General features: G+C 72.6%; 16 protein-coding genes. 4 read left to right on the forward strand and 12 right to left on the reverse strand.

What is annotated here, in order from left to right:
- Positions 1-104 precede the first annotated feature (104 nt).
- The 5 genes from ACLLJJ_RS05430 to infC form a co-directional block, all read right to left on the reverse strand.
- A complete protein-coding gene (locus ACLLJJ_RS05430; RefSeq protein WP_434588113.1) occupies positions 105-1,244 on the reverse strand; it encodes an ATP-binding protein in 1,140 nt (379 codons plus the stop codon).
- A 55-nt stretch (positions 1,245-1,299) separates the two neighbouring features.
- Positions 1,300-2,154, reverse strand: coding sequence for a TrmH family RNA methyltransferase (locus ACLLJJ_RS05435; RefSeq protein WP_434588114.1), 855 nt, complete (start codon positions 2,152-2,154; stop codon positions 1,300-1,302).
- Between the two features lie 122 nt (positions 2,155-2,276).
- Positions 2,277-2,663, reverse strand: a complete 387-nt coding sequence (gene rplT, locus ACLLJJ_RS05440; protein ID WP_283518960.1) for a 50S ribosomal protein L20 — start codon at positions 2,661-2,663, stop codon at positions 2,277-2,279.
- 102 nt (positions 2,664-2,765) lie between these two features.
- Positions 2,766-2,960 (reverse strand): 50S ribosomal protein L35, encoded by a 195-nt coding sequence (gene rpmI / locus ACLLJJ_RS05445; protein ID WP_283518962.1) that lies wholly within the window; start codon positions 2,958-2,960, stop codon positions 2,766-2,768.
- A gap of 122 nt (positions 2,961-3,082) precedes the next feature.
- On the reverse strand, positions 3,083-3,784 hold the full coding sequence (infC, locus tag ACLLJJ_RS05450) for a translation initiation factor IF-3 (protein ID WP_434600310.1): 702 nt from the start codon (positions 3,782-3,784) through the stop codon (positions 3,083-3,085).
- Positions 3,785-4,159: 375 nt separating this feature from the next.
- Here infC and ACLLJJ_RS05455 point away from each other — a divergent pair, with 375 nt between their 5' ends.
- A complete protein-coding gene (locus tag ACLLJJ_RS05455; protein ID WP_434588115.1) occupies positions 4,160-4,522 on the forward strand; it encodes a DUF1844 domain-containing protein in 363 nt (120 codons plus the stop codon).
- 38 nt (positions 4,523-4,560) lie between these two features.
- On the opposite strand, the gene ACLLJJ_RS05460 is transcribed toward ACLLJJ_RS05455, so the two are convergent.
- The gene (locus ACLLJJ_RS05460; protein ID WP_434588116.1) at positions 4,561-5,292 is read right to left on the reverse strand and encodes an SseB family protein; all 732 of its coding nucleotides are present in this window, start codon (positions 5,290-5,292) and stop codon (positions 4,561-4,563) included.
- 64 nt (positions 5,293-5,356) lie between these two features.
- Here ACLLJJ_RS05460 and ACLLJJ_RS05465 point away from each other — a divergent pair, with 64 nt between their 5' ends.
- The gene (locus tag ACLLJJ_RS05465; RefSeq protein ID WP_434588117.1) at positions 5,357-6,022 is read left to right on the forward strand and encodes a serine hydrolase; all 666 of its coding nucleotides are present in this window, start codon (positions 5,357-5,359) and stop codon (positions 6,020-6,022) included.
- A gap of 291 nt (positions 6,023-6,313) precedes the next feature.
- On the opposite strand, the gene mycP is transcribed toward ACLLJJ_RS05465, so the two are convergent.
- Positions 6,314-7,501 carry a type VII secretion-associated serine protease mycosin gene (gene mycP, locus ACLLJJ_RS05470; protein WP_434588118.1) on the reverse strand — a complete coding sequence of 396 codons (1,188 nt, stop codon included), beginning with the start codon at positions 7,499-7,501 and terminating at the stop codon, positions 6,314-6,316.
- Complete coding sequence (locus ACLLJJ_RS05475) at positions 7,498-9,114, reverse strand: hypothetical protein (RefSeq protein ID WP_434588119.1); 1,617 nt, start codon at positions 9,112-9,114, stop codon at positions 7,498-7,500. Before ACLLJJ_RS05475 ends, mycP begins: the two co-directional genes overlap by 4 nt.
- Before the next feature lie 212 nt (positions 9,115-9,326).
- On the opposite strand from ACLLJJ_RS05475, the gene ACLLJJ_RS05480 reads away from it, so the two are divergent.
- Entirely contained in the window at positions 9,327-10,529 is a 1,203-nt protein-coding gene (locus tag ACLLJJ_RS05480; protein WP_434588120.1) for an amino acid deaminase/aldolase, read from the forward strand.
- A gap of 41 nt (positions 10,530-10,570) precedes the next feature.
- On the opposite strand, the gene ACLLJJ_RS05485 is transcribed toward ACLLJJ_RS05480, so the two are convergent.
- From ACLLJJ_RS05485 to ACLLJJ_RS05500, 4 genes are all read right to left on the reverse strand, one after another.
- Positions 10,571-11,842, reverse strand: a complete 1,272-nt coding sequence (locus ACLLJJ_RS05485) for a haloacid dehalogenase-like hydrolase (protein ID WP_434588121.1) — start codon at positions 11,840-11,842, stop codon at positions 10,571-10,573.
- A gap of 110 nt (positions 11,843-11,952) precedes the next feature.
- Positions 11,953-12,750: a 3-oxoacyl-ACP reductase gene (locus ACLLJJ_RS05490; RefSeq protein WP_434588122.1), complete on the reverse strand. Its 798-nt coding sequence runs from the start codon at positions 12,748-12,750 to the stop codon at positions 11,953-11,955.
- A 6-nt stretch (positions 12,751-12,756) separates the two neighbouring features.
- Complete coding sequence (locus ACLLJJ_RS05495; RefSeq protein WP_434588123.1) at positions 12,757-14,133, reverse strand: aldehyde dehydrogenase family protein; 1,377 nt, start codon at positions 14,131-14,133, stop codon at positions 12,757-12,759.
- An 8-nt stretch (positions 14,134-14,141) separates the two neighbouring features.
- A complete protein-coding gene (locus ACLLJJ_RS05500; protein WP_434588124.1) occupies positions 14,142-15,515 on the reverse strand; it encodes a glutamine synthetase family protein in 1,374 nt (457 codons plus the stop codon).
- A 77-nt stretch (positions 15,516-15,592) separates the two neighbouring features.
- Between ACLLJJ_RS05500 and ACLLJJ_RS05505 the strand changes: the two genes are divergently transcribed.
- Positions 15,593-16,333, forward strand: coding sequence for a FadR/GntR family transcriptional regulator (locus ACLLJJ_RS05505; protein WP_434588125.1), 741 nt, complete (start codon positions 15,593-15,595; stop codon positions 16,331-16,333).
- Positions 16,334-16,348: the final 15 nt, after the last annotated feature.

Below are 16,348 nucleotides of genomic sequence, written 5' to 3' on the forward strand. Positions count from 1 at the left end.
ACTTCCGATTGGCTGGTGGCGCGGCCCCGCTCGACCGCTGAGGACGCAAAGGTGCCAAAGGTCGAGTCTAAAGCCCGCGAGGGGCGGAGTGGCCCGTGGGCTGCTCAGGCGAGATAGGCCGGAGCGCCGACGGGCAGAATAAATCGGAACTCTGCGCCGCCGCCGGGCCCGCGGCCGACCGTGATCGAGCCGCCGTGCGCCTCGACGATGCCCTTGACGATGTACAGGCCAAGACCGGTCCCGCCGCGCTTGCTCCCCCGCCAGAAGCGGGTGAAGACGCGGCCCATGGACTCCTCGGGGATGCCGGGGCCTTCGTCGGTCACGGTGACGGCCGTTCCCTTCGCCGAGTTCGCCAGGTGTTCCGCGTACTTCAGGTGCGCGGGTGCCATCTCGATGGTGACCGTTCCCTCGCCGTGGCGCACCGCATTTTCCAGCAGGTTGCCCAGCACCTGGTCGATCTTGTCCGGGTCGGCCCAGAGGTCGGGCAGTGGCTGCTGCACCCGTACCAGGAAGCGGTCAGGCTCCTGGCCCGACGAGATGGCGCCCTGTACATGGCGTCCGACGGCCGCGGCGATGTCCACGGGCTGGCGGCGCAGCTCCAGGCGGCCGGAGTCGATGCGGGAGATGTCGAGGAGCTCGGCGATCAGCCGGGTGATCCGGTTGGCGTCGGCGTCGACGGTCTCCAGCATCAGCCGCTTCTGGTCGTCGGTGAACCGCTCCCACTTGGCGAGCAGCGTCGCGGTGAAGCCCTTCACGGAGGTCAGCGGGGAGCGCAGCTCATGGGCGACGGTGGCGATCAGCTCGGCATGGCTGCGCTCGGTGCGGCGCCTGGCCTCGGTGCCGCGGATGGAGACGACGACCCGCCGCACGGGCCCGGTCGGCTCCTCGCGCAGGTACCGGGCGGAGACCAGCACCTCACGGCCGCCGGGCAGCAGCAGATTGCGCTCGGGCTGGCCGACCCTGATGGCGAGTCCGCCGTACGGATCGGTCAGCGTCCACCAGCGGCGGCCTTCGAGGTCCTCCAGCGGCAGCGCGAGCTCCAGCGGCCGGCCCAGCGCGGCTTCCTTGGCGATGGCGGTGATCCGGGCCGCGGCGTCGTTGAAACAGATGACGCGGCCGCTCTCGTCGGCGACGGCGAGACCGTCGGGCAGGTCGTCCGGATCGATCCCGAAGCCGTCGGGCCCCTCGCCCGTACCCAGCACGGAATCACGCAGACCGGACAGGCCGTTCATGCCGACAGGCATCCCCGTACCCCACCTCTTTCACTTAGCGCAGTGGGTCCCCAGGCCCGTCACACTACTAGTTGGAGGTAACGCTGCGGCACCCTCCGGAAGCACGCTGCGCACGGGCCGAGGCGTAGAGGCACACCGCGGCGGCCGTCGCGAGGTTGAGGCTTTCGGCTCTGCCGTGGATCGGAACGCGCACCACGGCGTCGGCGAGCGCCCGGGTCTCCGCCGGAAGTCCCCAGGCCTCGTTGCCGAAGACCCAGGCGCTGGGGCCGCCCATGGTGCCCGCGTCCAGCTCGTCGTCGAGGTCGTCGTCGCCCGCGCCGTCGGCGGCGAGGATCCGGACGCCCGCGGCCTTCAGTCCGCTCACCGCCTGCTCGACGGGTACGCCGACGGCGACGGGCAGATGAAAGATCGAACCGACCGAGGCCCGTACCGACTTGGGGTTGTAGAGGTCGACCGAGGCGTCGGTGAGGACGACCGCGTCGGCTCCCGCGGCGTCCGCGCAGCGCAGCACCGTCCCGGCGTTCCCCGGGTCGCGTACATGCGCGAGGACGGCCACCAGCCGGGGCTTCGCGGCGAGGATCTCCTCGAAGGGCGAGTCGAGGAAGCGGCAGACGCCGACGATGCCCTGCGGCGTGACGGTCTGCGAGACCTCGGCGAGCACCTCGTCGGGCGCCAGGTGCACCCGTACACCCGCGGCTTGGGCGGCGTCGACGATGTCGGCGTAGCGCTCGGCCGCCTCGACGGTCGCGAACAGCTCCATCAGGGTCGCCCGACCGTCGCTGCGGTGCTCGACCGCCTCGCGCACGGCTTGCGGCCCCTCGGCGATGAACTGGCGCTCCTTGCCGCGGAAGCTGCGCCTGGTCAGCCGCTTGGCGGCGGCGACGCGCGGGGATCGCGGCGAGATCAGCTCGGGGGTGCCCATGGTCGGCGGCTCACTTCTCTACGTACGGAAGGGGTCCTGCACGACGCCTCGGACCCGCAGGACGCATCGGACCCGCAGGCGGCAGACGCCTGCGGGTCCGATGGGAAGAGCTGCTGCCCGGATCAGGCGGCGGTCTTCGGAGCGTTGACGTCGCTCGGGAGCGCCTTCTGGGCGACCTCGACGAGCGCGGCGAACGCGTTGCTGTCGTTGACCGCGAGCTCGGCCAGGATCTTGCGGTCCACCTCGATGTTGGCGGCGTTCAGACCCTGGATGAGGCGGTTGTACGTCATGCCGTTCTCGCGGGCAGCGGCGTTGATGCGCTGGATCCACAGCCGACGGAAGTCGCCCTTGCGCTTCTTGCGGTCGTTGTAGTTGTAGACCAGGGAGTGGGTGACCTGCTCCTTGGCCTTCCGGTACAGACGCGAGCGCTGACCGCGGTAGCCCTTGGCCGCCTCGAGAATTGCCCGGCGCTTCTTGTGGGCATTGACTGCCCGCTTGACGCGTGCCACTTGTTGACTCCTTGTAGCGGGGCCGTGGGTGTCTTCACACGGCCCGGAAACGAATTGGTCCCGGTCTCGATGTCGCGCCCCCGGTCACCCAGGGGCCCAACATCACTTGCCGAGAAGCTTCTTGATCTTCGGGGCGTCGGCCGCGGACACAACGACCGCACCCGTCAGCGAGCGGGTCTTCTTGGAGGACTTGTGCTCCAGGAGGTGGCGCTTGCCGGCCTTCTCGCGCATGATCTTGCCGGAGCCGGTGACCTTGAAGCGCTTGCTGGCACCGCTGTGCGTCTTGTTCTTCGGCATGGCGCCGTTCTCTCCTCGTCAGTGGCGCTCCCCCGGTGCGAACACCGGAATGCTGGAGCGTCAGATCTTTGGTATGTGGTTCCGGGCGGGACCCGGGGGCGCCTGGATGGCAGCCCCGCAGGTCACGCTTCGGAGGGGGCCGGGGTCTCGGCCGGAGTCTCGGCGGCCGCGGCCGGAGCCTCGGTCACCTCGTCCGTCGCCACCTCGGCGGCCTCGTCCGTCGACGCCTCGGCGTCGTCGTCCGTCGCGTAGCCCTGGCGCTCGGCCTTGCGGGCCGCCTGGGCCTCGCGAGCCTCGGCCATGGCCTCGGTCTTCTTCTTGTGCGGGCCAAGAACCATGATCATGTTCCGGCCGTCCTGCTTCGGGTTCGACTCGATGAAGCCGAGATCCTCGACATCGGAAGCGAGTCGCTGAAGCAGGCGGAAGCCAAGCTCGGGGCGGGACTGCTCACGACCACGGAACATGATCGTGATCTTGACCTTGTCGCCCTGCTTGAGGAACCGAACGACGTGACCCTTCTTGGTGTCATAGTCGTGCGGGTCGATCTTCGGCCGGAGCTTCATTTCCTTGATGACCGTGTGCGCCTGGTTCTTGCGCGCCTCACGGGCCTTCATGGCCGACTCGTACTTGAACTTCCCGTAGTCCATGAGCTTGCACACGGGCGGACGGGCTGTCGCCGCGACCTCGACCAGGTCCAGGTCGTACTCCTGTGCAAGCTCCAGGGCCTTGGCAAGCGGCACAATGCCGACCTGCTCGCCGCTGGGTCCGACAAGTCGCACCTCGGGGACGCGAATCCGGTCGTTGATGCGGGGCTCGGCGCTGATGGATCCTCCTCAGTAGCACCACACGGCCGCCTGGCAGACAGCCGTGTAACGTCTATTTTCCTGGGACCAACCGCGAGGGCACATGAAAAAAGCCCCGGACGGGACACAGGCGGGGCTCCTGGAATACCGGAGCACCACCGCGTACCTACCGCGGGGCGCATCGAACGGTTCCATCGTCCGTACGGAACGATGGGGACCGCTTGACCGGTGACCCGCCGTCCGCGAGGACAGCAAGGTGGGAGATCGGAGCCTCCACTTGTGGGCCGGGCACACAGGTGTCCGGCCGGTCGTTACAGAAGGTTAGCAGCTCCCGCCCGGAGGGGCTAACCGGTGGCCGGGGCGGGCGCCGGGACACCGGGGCATATCGTGGGCCGCATGAGCGACGCGACCTCCCCCAGTGAATCTCCCGACTTCGACGCCATGACCCGCGACATCGCGGAGGTCCCCGCCGTCGAGGTGATCGTGACGGTCGCGGTCAACCTGATGAGCGCCGCCGCCGTGAAGCTCGGCCTGACGGAGGACGGCGACGCGCACAAGGACCTCGACGAGGCGCGCAAGCTGGTGCACGCGCTGGCCGGCCTGATGGACGCGACCACCACCGAGATCAGCTCCTTCCACGCCGGACCGCTGCGGGACGGCCTGAAGTCACTGCAGCTGGCGTTCCGTGAGGCGTCGATCGTGCCGGACGAGGTGGGCAAGGGCCCCGGCGAGAAGTACACGGGCCCCGTCTACGGCTGACCGCCCCCTGACAGCCACCTGACCGGGTGGCTGCCCATCTACTCCCGTACGAACAGGGGCTCGCCCGGTGGGGTGGCGTCGGCCGGCAGCAGTGCCAGGTCGAGACCGCGCACCAGGCGGGCCCTCAGTACGTCGTCCGCCGCCAGCGCCTCGGCGATCCGCCGCGCGGTGGCGGCCGGGTCGGCGGACGGGTCGAGGACCAGGGCGAGGGCGCCGTCGGCGCGGCCGGGGCCGAGGTGGGCCCGGAGCACCGCCGGTTCGGCGGCGACCGCCGCGCGCACCGCCCCGGTGACGGCCGGGTCGTCCAGCGGCGCCGCACTGGTGCGCCCCTCGGCGAGCGCCAGCAGCGCGGACCCCATGAGCTGGTACGGGACGGGCCCCGCGAGGTCGATGACCACCGTGTCGGCGCCCTCGTGGGCCGCCGCCCGCAGGGCCTGGTGCAGGGGTACGGCGACGGGCCGCGCCTCGGGGTTCCAGCGGGCCAGCGCTTCGGTGGAGGTGAAGGCGGGGAGCGCCCGACGGTCGCCGGCCTGCAGGGTCGGCACGGCCATGTCGCTGGTCTTCTCGCGGCGCAGGCCGTTCTCGTCGGTCTCGACCTCGCCGAGTAGTGCGACGACCGGCACCAGGAGGCGGGCGCCCGCCAGCGCTTCAAGCACCTGCGGCTCGGCGGAGGGGGCGTCCGCCCAGGCCGCGAGCGCGGCGGTGAGCCGCGGGTCGGCCGTGCCGTCGTCTTCGGAGAAACCGGGGTCCGGGATGTTCTTGAGCGCCACCCCCCGAGCCTAGCGGCCGGTCCCCGCGTGTTTGCTCACCGGGCCCGCGGGCAGAGCGCCTCCCATGAACGTCTCCTGCGCCGTGTCCGAGCCGGCCGACGAGCGGGTGACCATGGGCGGAGACGGCCGGTTCGCGAGCGCGAGCATCGTCAAGGTCGGCATTCTCGCGGCGCTGCTGCTGCAGGCCCAGGACACCGGGCGGCGGCTCGGCGCGCGCGAGGAGGCGTACGCGGACGCCATGATCCGGCGCAGCGACAATGACGCGGCGACGGCACTGTGGGCGTCGGTCGGTGGCGCCGCGGGGCTGGACACGGCGCTGGGGCGGCTGGGGCTCACGGAGACCCGGGCGGACCGGGCCTGGGGGCGCACCCAGACCACGGCACGGGATCAACTGGCTTTGCTGCGGGCGGTGTTCGGTCCGGTGGACACGCCGGCGGGTTCGGTGCTCAGCGAGGACGCCCGCACCCGCATCGGGCGCCTGATGGAGCGGGTGGTCCCGGCGCAGGCCTGGGGGGTGTCGGCGGCCGGCTCGGGGGCGGCGGTGAAGAACGGGTGGATGCCGCGGGATCCGGAGGGGCTGTGGGCCGTCAACAGCATCGGGCGCGTGTCCGTGGACGGCCGCACCCTGCTGGTCGCCGTACTCTCGGACGGCCATGCCACGCGGGAGGCTGGGGTCGCGCTGGTCGAGCGGGTGGCACGGGAGGCGGTGGCCGAGTGGGTACGGCGGTAGGTGCGGGCGGGGCCGCGGTGGGCGCCGGGGGCGCTCCAGCAGTGGGTGCGGCTGAGACGGCGGTGAGCGCGGGGTCTGCGAGCCCGGGGGCGGCTCGGGGATCGGGGGCGGTCCCCCGATGGCTGCGGCCGAGACGCGCCGAGGCGGCGAGCCGAAAGCCGCGGGGGGTTCGGGGGCGGTCCGGGAGTGGCTGCGGCGCTGCGGCACCGCGGGTCGGGCAGGGGGCGGTGGGGCGCGGGGCGCTCCCGCCTGGAGCGCGCCGCACCGGTCCGGCGGAGGTGCCGGGCTCCGTCAGTAGGTGCGGCGGCCCGCGCTGACGCGGCTGCCGCGCCACAGGACCACCGCTCCCGCCAGGAGCAGCGCGCCGAGGCCACCGGCCAGGGGGGCGAACCAGTTGGCCGGTTCGTAGGGCTCGCGCTCGGGGGTGGGGCCGGGACCGAAGTACTTGTCGCCGTGCACCGCCGCGGCCGGGCGCAGGTCGGCGGGGCGTACCTTGCCGCCCGCCTCGATCGCGGCCGCCGGGTCGACGAGGCCGTGGCCCCTGGCGTCGTCGCGCCCGCCGCGGGGCGCGTTGCGCGCGGTGTCCGCGAGGAGCTTCTTGACCTGGGCGGGGGACAGCCCGGGATGCGCCGCGCGTACGAGTGCCGCCGCGCCGGATACGAAGGCGGACGCGGCGCTGGTGCCCCAGCCCTCGTAGTAGCGGCGGTCGGGGTCGGCTATGACCACATCGACACCGGGTGCGCTGACGGTCGCGTACCAGCGGCTGGTGGAGAACGGGGCATGCGAGCCGTCGCGGTCGACGGCGGCCACCGCGATCACGCCGGGGTACGCGGCGGGGTAGGAGATGTGGTTGCCGTCCTCGCCGCCGTTGCCCGCGGAGGCGACCACCACGGCGCCTTTGCCGAGCGCGTACTGGACGGCGGTGTCCTCGGCGGGCTCCGGGTGGGCGGACTCGCTGTCGTCGCCCAGCGAGAGGTTGATGACGTCGGCGCCGTTGTCGGCGGCCCAACGGATGCCCTGGGCGAGGGCGTTGCCCCGGGAGCCGCGGGCCTTCTTGCGGGCCGTGTCGCCGCCTTCGAGGATCACCCGGACCGGCAGGATCTTCGCTCGGGGCGCGATACCGAGCACGCCGTCGGTGCGGCCGGGGCCGTGTCCGTGGCCCGCGATGATGCCGGCCATCGCGGTCCCGTGCCGGGCCCACGGCCGATCGCCCCGCCGGGCCCCGAAGCCGATGAGGTCCTTGCCCGTGAGCACCTGCCCGGCCAGGTCGGGGTGGGCGTCGTCCACCCCGGTGTCGAGGACGGCGACGGTGACACCCTCGCCCCTGGTCGTACGCCAGGCCTGCTCGGTGCGCATGGCGTCGAGGGCCCACTGCTGGACGCGGATGCCGTCGGCGGCCTGCGCGGGGGCCGCGGGCAGCAGCGCGAGGACGGTGGCCGCGAGGGTGGCGGCGACGGCCCGGTGGGCGGTGCGGGTCATCGGGGTGCCTCCGGGACCGGGGCGACCGTCTTGCGCAGGGCCCGCTCGATGCGGTCCGCGACGCCCTTCGCCTCGTGGCCTAGGCCCGCCTGGGCGGGGGCGGTGGTCTCGCCCTTGACCATGGCGGGTTTGGCGGGCTGCGGGTCGGTGACGGTAAGTCCGTCGGCGAACCCGGAGACGGCGTACACGACGACGGGGGCGTCGGTGAGCACGCTCACCGTCCAGCTCGCACGCTGCCGGTCGCCGAAGCCTGCTGCCGCGGTGCCGTCGACCGGGTAGGTGCGGGGCATCAAGTCGGCGCGTTCCGCGAGGCCTTCGCCGGTGAAGCGGGTACGCAGAGTCCGCATGGCCGGCGCCTGGGCCTCGGTGAAGAGCAGCCCCACGGTGATGACGCTGCTGGTGGTGGCGTCGGTGTAGGTGGCGCGCAACAGCCGCTCGCAGCCGACCGGCGCGAGCGCCTTGCGCAGCAGTGGGTCGAATGCGGTCGCGCAGCCGCTGTCCGGGGCCACGGCGATCCGCGTCCAGTCGCGGTCCGCGCCGCCGGGTCCCGCGCCGTCGCCCTCGATGGTGCGGGGGAAGAGGGTGTCGACGGGGACGCTGTGCCAGCCGGCGCGTGCCTCGGCGTAGCCGGTGGGTGCGGTGGCGTCGGCGGCGGAGTCCCCGGTCAGCCAGCTCCCGGTGACCGCACCACCGATCAGGCCGAGCCCGAGCACGACACAGACGGCGGCGGCCAGGACGCGCGAGGGCCGGCGGGTGCGGACGGGGCGCAGTTGGGTGGTGGTCTCGGTGGGGGCCTCGTACGACGTCCAGTGCGCGGGTGGCTCGAACACGGCGGGGCGTCCGGCGCCGGACTGCGGAGTCAGGCCGACCGCGCCGACGACTCTGCGGCGCACGGGTCCGGGCAGCGGCCCGCCGGCGATCTGCCCGACGGGCTGCCCGGTCGGCCGGGGTGGAGCCTGGGCGGGGCGCGGGCTCGGGGCGAGGGGGGCGGTGACGGGGCGAAGCCGGGTGGTGGTCTCGACCGGCGGGGCGGGCCGCGGGTGCCGGGTGGGCCTGGGCGGGTGGGCGGTGCCGGTGCCCGCGCCGGGACCGGCGTCCAAGTCCGATCCGGAGGCGGACGGCGCACCCGTGTCCCGCGCGACGCCACGCCTGGGCGTCGGGACAGGAGCACCACCGGTCGTGGGGTCGCCGGAGCCGGGGGCCCGGCGGGTCGCGGGTGCGGTGGTAAGGCCGGTCGCGGGGTCGTGGGCGCCGGAGCCGGGGGCCCGGGAGGGGGCTTCGACGATCACTCGCGGCGGTACGAAAGCGGGCCGCGCGGGCGCCCGCGCGGGACGGGCCGGGGGCTGCGCGCCGTCGGCCCGGACGGCGTCCGCCGCACCGCGCGACCGGATGCCTGGAGCGGCGGGGCGTTCGCCGGAAGCGGGCGGCTGGGCGGGCGGGTGTTCCGGCGGTCCGCCCGGCGGGCGGGTGCCCGGCGTCGAGGTGCCTTCGGTGGGCGCCGGGGCGGGCGGGTGCGGGCCGGGCGCCGACGGCCATGGCGCCGGGGCGGTTGCGCGGGGGCGGTCGGGCGGGGTGGGGGGCTGTGCCGGGGCACGGTGCGCTTCGGTGCTCATCCGCCCCCCATGATTCGTGTTCTCCCGACCTGTGCCCCACGACGCCCGATCGCCTTTCGGGGCAGGTCCGTTCGCGTCCTCACCGCGTGGGCGTCACTCTACGGGCTGACGTGGGCCGGGCGGGAACCAGTCGCAGAGTCCGGGGGAAGACGGGCGGATCTGACCGGATCATCCCCCTACCCAGTGGTAATCGACTCTGGCAAGCTCTGGCCATGACACCCCGCGCTGCCGACCGTGCCCGGTACGACCGGGCCACTGCCCGCCTCGACGCTCCCGTCGCCGTCGTCGATCTGGAGGCTTTCGACGACAACGCCGCGGATCTGGTCCGCCGGGCGGCCGGCAAGCCGATCAGAGTGGCGAGCAAGTCGGTGCGCTGCCGCGCACTGCTGGAGCGGGTGCTGGCCCGGGACGGGTTCGCGGGCATCATGTCGTTCACCCTCGCGGAGTCCCTGTGGCTGGCGCGCTCGGGGTTCGACGATGTGCTGCTCGCCTATCCGTCGGCGGACCGTGCCGCTTTCGCGGAGCTCGCCGGTGATGCGAAGCTCGCCGCCGCGGTGACCGTGATGGTCGACGACCCGGCGCAGCTGGAGCTGATCGACCGGGCCAGGGACGGCGGCTCGGAGGAGGTCCGGGTCTGCCTGGAACTGGACACCTCGCTCAAGCTGCTGGGCGGCCGGGTGCGGGTCGGCGCGCTGCGCTCACCGCTGCGCGAGCCCGCCCAACTGGCCGAGCTGGCCAGGTCGGTGGCGCGTCGTCGCGGCTTCCGGGTGGTGGGAATCATGGCGTACGAGGGCCATGTCGCCGGGGTGGGCGACTCGGTCGCGGGCCGGCCGGTGCGGTCCCGGGCGATCAGGCTGATGCAGAAGGCGGCCCGCAAGGAGCTGGCCACCCGGCGGGCAGCCGTCGTGGCGGCGGTCCGGGCCGTGGCGCCCGACCTGGAGTTCGTCAACGGCGGTGGTACCGGTAGCGTCCAGCACACGGCTGCCGAGCAGGCGGTGACGGAGATCGCGGCGGGCTCCGGGCTCTACGTACCGCGGCTCTTCGACAACTACTCCTCGTTCACCGGCCGCCCCGCCGCCCTCTTCGCGCAGCCCGTCGTGCGCAGGCCGGGCGTCGGCACCGTGACGGTGCTGGGCGGCGGCTATCCCGCTTCCGGGGTCGCGGGCCCGGACCGGCTGCCCGTCCCCTATCTGCCCGAGGGGCTGAGGTACGACCCGCAGGAGGGGCCGGGCGAGGTCCAGACCCCGCTGCTCGGCTCCCCCGCCGACGATCTGCTGATCGGCGACAAGGTGTGGTTCCGGCACGCGAAGGCCGGCGAGATGTGTGAGCGCTTCGACCAGTTGCAGCTGATCGAGGGCGACCGGGTGACGGCGACCGTACCGACGTACCGGGGCGAGGGCCAAACCTTCCTGTAGGGCCGCACGGGAGCTCCGCCGGGCCAGGCACCCGGAAGCCGTCAGAACACCGTGTCCGCCTGGTCGGGCACGACGCTGCCGTCGGCGCGGCGCACCGGCGCCGGTGAGCCGTTCGGGTCCGTATAACCGCTGGTCGCACAGGGGTACGGGGTGGTCAGGCGGCCCTTCGGCTCGATGAACATGGGGTTGACGATCCAGCGGCCGTCGGCGTTGTCGTACGCCCGGCACATGATCTCGCTCTTGTTGCGGTTGAGGACGAGCCGCAGTCCCGTCGCGTCGCGCAGGAAGGAGATGTCGGTGTCGGAGTCACCCGCGGCGAAGACCTGGCGTCGGTGCGCGGGCTGGATCCGCTCGGCCGCGGCGCCCCGTACGCCGAATATCTCCCTGTTGATCCAGCAGCGCTTGCCGTCGATGTACGTGATCATCGAGTCTTCGCCATCCCGTACGGTGCCGCATCCCGCCAGGTGCGCGGTGAGCCGGCCGCGTTCGGTCGCATTGCGGATGCCGAGGGCGTGGGCCGCGTCGATTCCGGCGCCGCGCGCCCAGACGTCGACGACCGGTTCCGGTGAGGCCGAGGTGATCCAGACGTCGAAGCCGGCCTTCTGGAGCGTACGGACGAGGTCGCGCTGCTGATCGTAGTAGCGGACCCAGCCGGTGACCTCGGCCGAGCCGACGCGCTGCACGGCGCCGACCGGCGCGGCCAGGTTCTCGGCGCGGGCCGCGGCGGCGAAGGACTCGGCCTGCCGGGTGGTCCAGCCCCGCAGGAGCTGGGCGGCCCAGGCGTACTGGGGCTCCATGCGGCGGTGGTCGAAGCCGACGAAGGCGGCCTCGCCGCCGGTGGTCTCACCCTCGGAGTAGATGGTGCGTATCTCGTCGGCGCACCCGGTGGCGGTGCGGGTGGGCAGCGGCCTGCCGGGCCGGGCGGTCGCGTCGCAGGCGGCGGAGAGGTCGGCGGCGGCCGGGGCGGTCAGATAGCGGCTGGTGGAGCGCCAGTCCCGGTCCGCGGGACGGCGGATCTTGCTGTTGCGCAGCAGCCAGAACATCGTGGCGTCACCGACGTCGTTCTTGATGACCGTGTTGTCCCAGTCGAAGACGGCGACGGGCGGCCTGCGGTCTTCAGCGGCGCGCCCGCACCGGCCGTAGGTGTCGATCAGCTGCTGGATGCTGGCCCGGTTGGCGCCGTACCAGCCCGCCGTGACACTGAGCGCCGGACACCTCTCGGGCCTCGCCTGCGCGGGCTGCGCGGCGACGAGCCCGCCGCCCGCCATCGCGAGGGCCGCCACGGCCGCCTGCCACCGACGTCTGTGCTGCATGGGCGCTCCTTACGTACGGCGTTCCGGCCCGGGATTCACGGGTTCGGGGCACGCACCGGCCGGGCGCCCGTCGGGGCCCGGCCGGTGCGGAGAGGGTGGTGCGCGCGGGGCTACACGGGGGTGACGTACGCCCCCGAGATGCCCCCGTCGACCAGGAAGTCGGTCGCGTTGATGAACGAGGAGTCGTCGCTGGCGAGGAAGGCCACCGCGGCGGCGATCTCGTCCGCCTCCGCGAACCGGCCGACCGGGATGTGCACCAGGCGGCGCGCGGCGCGCTCCGGGTCCGTGGCGAACAGCTCCTGGAGCAGCGGGGTGTTGACCGGCCCCGGGCAGAGCGCGTTGACCCGGATGCCCTCGCGGGCGAACTGCACGCCCAGCTCGCGGGACATCGCCAGGACGCCGCCCTTGGACGCGGTGTACGAGATCTGCGAGGTCGCCGCGCCCATCCGCGCCACGAACGAGGCGGTGTTGATGATGGAGCCGCGGCCCTGGCGCCGCATGTAGGGCAGGGCGGCCTTGCAGCACAGGAAGACGGACGTGAGGTTGACGTCCTGGACGCGCTTCCACGCGTCGAGTCCCGTGGTGAGGATCGAGTCGTCGTCGGGCGGTGAGATGCCCGCGTTGTTGAAGGCGATGTCGACCGAGCCATAGGTGTCGTACGCAGTCTTGAACAGCGCTTCGACCTGCTCGGGGTTGGTGACGTCGACGCGTACGAAGGTGCCGCCGACCAGCTCGGCCGCCGCCTTGCCCGCGGTTTCGTCGATGTCTCCGCAGACGATGTTCGCACCCTCGGAGGCGAGGCGGCGGGCGGTGGCGAGGCCGATGCCGCTGCCCGCTCCGGTGACGACCGCGGTGCGGCCGACCAGGCGGCGGCAGGTGCCCTCAGGAAGTGCAGGTGTTTCGCTCATGTGGGCTCAGGCCTCCGTGCTGATGAAGATGTTCTTGGTTTCGGTGAAAGCGGTGAGGGCGTCGGGGCCCAGCTCGCGTCCGAGCCCGGACTGCTTGTAGCCGCCGAACGGGGTCGAATGGCGCACGCTGCTGTGCGAGTTGACCGACAGGTTGCCCGCGGCGACGGCGCCGCCGACGCGCAGCGCCCGGCCCACGTCACGGGTCCAGATCGACCCCGACAGGCCGTACGGGGTGGCGTTGGCGAGCCGGACCGCGTCCTGTTCGTCGTCGAAGGGCAGGACGACGGCGACCGGGCCGAAGACCTCCTCCATGGCAACGTCGGAGCCGGGTGCCGCGTCGGTGAGGACGGTCGGGGCGAACCAGAAGCCGGGGCCCTGGGGGGCGCTGCCCCGGATCGCCCTGCCGCCCTCGGGGACGTAGGACCGGACGCGCTCCAGCTGGGACCGCGAGATCAGCGGGCCCATCTGGGTCTTCTCGTCGGACGGGTCGCCTACGACCACCGACTCGATGGCGGGGGTGAGGAGTTCGAGGAAGCGGTCGTACACGGAGCGCTGGACGAGGATGCGGGTACGGGCGCAGCAGTCCTGGCCCGCGTTGTCCAGGAAGGACATCGGGGTGGCCGCCGCCGCGGCCTCGATGTCGGAGTCGGCGAAGACGATGTTGGGGCTCTTGCCGCCGAGTTCGAGGGTGACGCGCTTCACGCGGTCGGCGCACTTGGACATGATCTTCTTGCCGACGCGCGTGGAGCCGGTGAAGACGATCTTCGCCACGCCGGGGTGTTCGACCAGCGCGTCGCCCGCGACGGCGCCCGCGCCGGGCAGCACCTGGAAGAGGCCCTCGGGCAGCCCCGCTTCGAGGGCGAGCTCGGCCAGCCGCAGCGCGGTCAGCGGGGTGGTCTCGGCGGGCTTGAGGATGACGGCGTTGCCCGCGGCGAGCGCGGGGGCCGCGCCCCAGGCGGCGATCGGCATCGGGAAGTTCCACGGCGCGATCACGCCGATGACGCCGAGGGGTTCGAGGAGGGTGAAGTTGATGCCGCCCGCGACGGGGATCTGCCGGCCGGTGAGACGCTCCACTCCGCCGGCGGCGTAGTCGAGCAGATCGCGTACGTTGCCCGCTTCCCAGCGCGCGTTGCCCAGCGTGTGGCCGGCTTCACCGACCTCCAGGTGGGCGAGCTCCTCGACGTGGTCGTCGACCACGTTGGCGAAGCGGCGCAGCAGGCGGGCGCGGTCCGCCGGGGCGGCGGCCGCCCAGGCGCGCTGCGCCCCGGTGGCCCGCACGACGGCCGCGTCGACATCGGCGGCCGTCGAGGCCGCGATGGTGGCGATGACCTCTTCGGTGGCCGGGTTGAGGACGTGGTGCTCGGTGGCGTGCTCGAAGGGCAAGGCTGGCCTCACAGTCGTTCGAAGGAGCGGCGGAGCTCCCAGTCGGTCACCGCGGTGTCGAAGGCTTGCAGCTCGACCCGCGCCATGTTGCGGTAGTGCGCGACGACCTCGTCGCCGAAGGCAGCCTTGGCGATGGGGCTGTTCTCCCAGAGCTCGGCGGCCTCGCGCAGGCTCAGCGGGACGTGCTCGTAGTCGCCGGTGTAGGCGTTGCCGGTGCACACCTCGGGGAGTTCGAGCTTGTGCTCGATGCCGTACAGGCCGGCCGCGACGAGGCCGGCGACCGCGAGGTGCGGGTTGACGTCGCCGCCGGGCAGCCGGTTCTCGAAGCGCATCGAGCGGCCGTGGCCGACGACGCGCAGGGAACAGGTGCGGTTGTCGTGGCCCCAGGCGACGGCGGTCGGGGCGAACGAGCCGGGCTGGAAGCGCTTGTACGAGTTGATGTTCGGGGCGTAGAGCAGGGAGAAGTCCCTGAGCGCCGCGAGTTGTCCGGCGAGGAAGTGCTGCATGACCGGGGACATGCCGCCGGGTCCGTCGCCCGCCATGACGTTGCGGCCGGCCTCTTCGACGGACTGGAGCGAGAGGTGGATGTGGCAGGAGTTGCCCTCGCGCTCGTTGTACTTGGCCATGAAGGTGAGCGAGACGCCCTCCTGGGCCGCGATCTCCTTGGCGCCGGTCTTGTAGATGGCGTGCTGGTCGCAGGTGGTGAGGGCCTCGTCGTACTTGAAGACGATCTCGTGCTGGCCGGGGTTGCACTCGCCCTTGGCCGACTCGACGGTCAGGCCCGCCGCCGTCATCTCGTTGCGGATGCGGCGCAGCAGGGGCTCGATCCGGCCGGTGCCCAGCACCGAGTAGTCGACGTTGTACTGGTTGACCGGGACGAGATCGCGGTAGCCCTGGTCCCAGGCTTGCTCGTAGGTGTCCTTGAAGACGATGAATTCCAGCTCGGTGCCGACGTGCGCGGTGTAGCCGCGTTCGGCGAGCCGTTCCAGCTGGCGGCGCAGGATCTGGCGGGGCGCGGCGACGACGGGTGAGCCGTCGGCGGGCCAGGCGAGGTCGGCGATGAGCATGGCCGTGCCGTCGTTCCACGGGACGCGGCGCAGCGTCGAGAGGTCGGGGCGCATGGCGAAGTCGCCGTATCCGCTGTCCCAGGAGGACATCGCGTAACCGTCGACGGTGTTCATCTCGGTGTCTACGGCGAGCAGGTAGTTGCAGCCTTCCGTGCCGTTCTCCAGGACGTCGTCGAGGAAGAACTGGGCGGCGAACCGCTTGCCCTGCAACCGTCCCTGCATGTCAGGGAAGGCCAGGACGACTGTGTCTATTTCGCCGCTCACGATCAGGTCGCGCAGTTCCTGGAGTGCGAGCGGTGGTGTGCGGTCTGCCACGGAAAAGTCCTCCTTCGGTCAGCCGGAAGCCATAAGGTATTCCTGAAGACCATTGCTTGGGAAGGGGAAACCGCAACGTGGCAAGCGAAATCGATTCCGCGGACCGTCTGACGCCCGTGCTGCGGCCCGTGCGGGCGGGCAATGGCTTCGAGGAGGCGCTGGAGCAGATCCTCCAGGTGCTGCGCCTGGGCCTGGTGCCGGCGGGCGAGCGGCTGCCCGCCGAGCGCGACCTCGCGGACCGCCTGCGGATAAGCCGGGTCACACTGCGCGAGGTCCTGAAGGTGCTGCAGGACCAGGGCCTGGTGGAGAGCAGACGCGGCCGTTACGGCGGAACGTTCGTGCTGCCTCGCCCGGACACCCCGGCCGGCGGCGGCGCCGGGGCGGAGCTGCGCAGGCGCCTGGAGTCCGTCGACGTGGAGGACGTCCTGCGCTTCCGGGAGGTGCTGGAGGTCGGCGCGGCCGGGCTGTGCGCGGCGCACGGGCTGACCGAGCGGGGCGCGCGGCGGCTGCGCGCGGCGCTCGCCGCCACGCACGACGCGCCCCTGGACGACTACCGCAGGCGCGACACGATGCTGCACCTCACGCTCGCCGAACTCGCCGGGTCGCCGACGCTGACCGCGCAGTATGCCGCCGTGCGCGCGGGCGTGAACGGCCTGCTGGACTGCATCCCGCTGCTCGTGCGCAACCTGGAGCACTCCCAGCAACAGCACAGCGCACTGGTGGACGCGGTGCTCGACGGGGACGCCGACGGCGCGCGCGAGGTGATGCGCGAGCACTGCGGGGGCACCGCGGCGCTCCTGCGGGGCTTCCTGACCTGATCCGGCCGCCGCGAA

Source organism: Streptomyces sp. A5-4, assembly GCF_051131715.1.
Lineage (GTDB): Bacteria > Actinomycetota > Actinomycetes > Streptomycetales > Streptomycetaceae > Streptomyces.

Excerpts from the sequence above, each read along its gene's own strand:
- ACLLJJ_RS05430 (WP_434588113.1), bottom strand. The coding sequence starts at position 1,244 with ATGCCTGTCGGCATGAACGGCCTGTCCGGTCTGCGTGATTCCGTGCTG.
- ACLLJJ_RS05435 (WP_434588114.1), bottom strand. The coding sequence starts at position 2,154 with ATGGGCACCCCCGAGCTGATCTCGCCGCGATCCCCGCGCGTCGCCGCC.
- rpmI (WP_283518962.1), bottom strand. The coding sequence starts at position 2,960 with ATGCCGAAGAACAAGACGCACAGCGGTGCCAGCAAGCGCTTCAAGGTC.
- ACLLJJ_RS05455 (WP_434588115.1), top strand. The coding sequence starts at position 4,160 with ATGAGCGACGCGACCTCCCCCAGTGAATCTCCCGACTTCGACGCCATG.
- ACLLJJ_RS05465 (WP_434588117.1), top strand. The coding sequence starts at position 5,357 with ATGAACGTCTCCTGCGCCGTGTCCGAGCCGGCCGACGAGCGGGTGACC.
- mycP (WP_434588118.1), bottom strand. The coding sequence starts at position 7,501 with ATGACCCGCACCGCCCACCGGGCCGTCGCCGCCACCCTCGCGGCCACC.
- ACLLJJ_RS05475 (WP_434588119.1), bottom strand. The coding sequence starts at position 9,114 with ATGAGCACCGAAGCGCACCGTGCCCCGGCACAGCCCCCCACCCCGCCC.
- ACLLJJ_RS05480 (WP_434588120.1), top strand. The coding sequence starts at position 9,327 with ATGACACCCCGCGCTGCCGACCGTGCCCGGTACGACCGGGCCACTGCC.
- ACLLJJ_RS05485 (WP_434588121.1), bottom strand. The coding sequence starts at position 11,842 with ATGCAGCACAGACGTCGGTGGCAGGCGGCCGTGGCGGCCCTCGCGATG.
- ACLLJJ_RS05490 (WP_434588122.1), bottom strand. The coding sequence starts at position 12,750 with ATGAGCGAAACACCTGCACTTCCTGAGGGCACCTGCCGCCGCCTGGTC.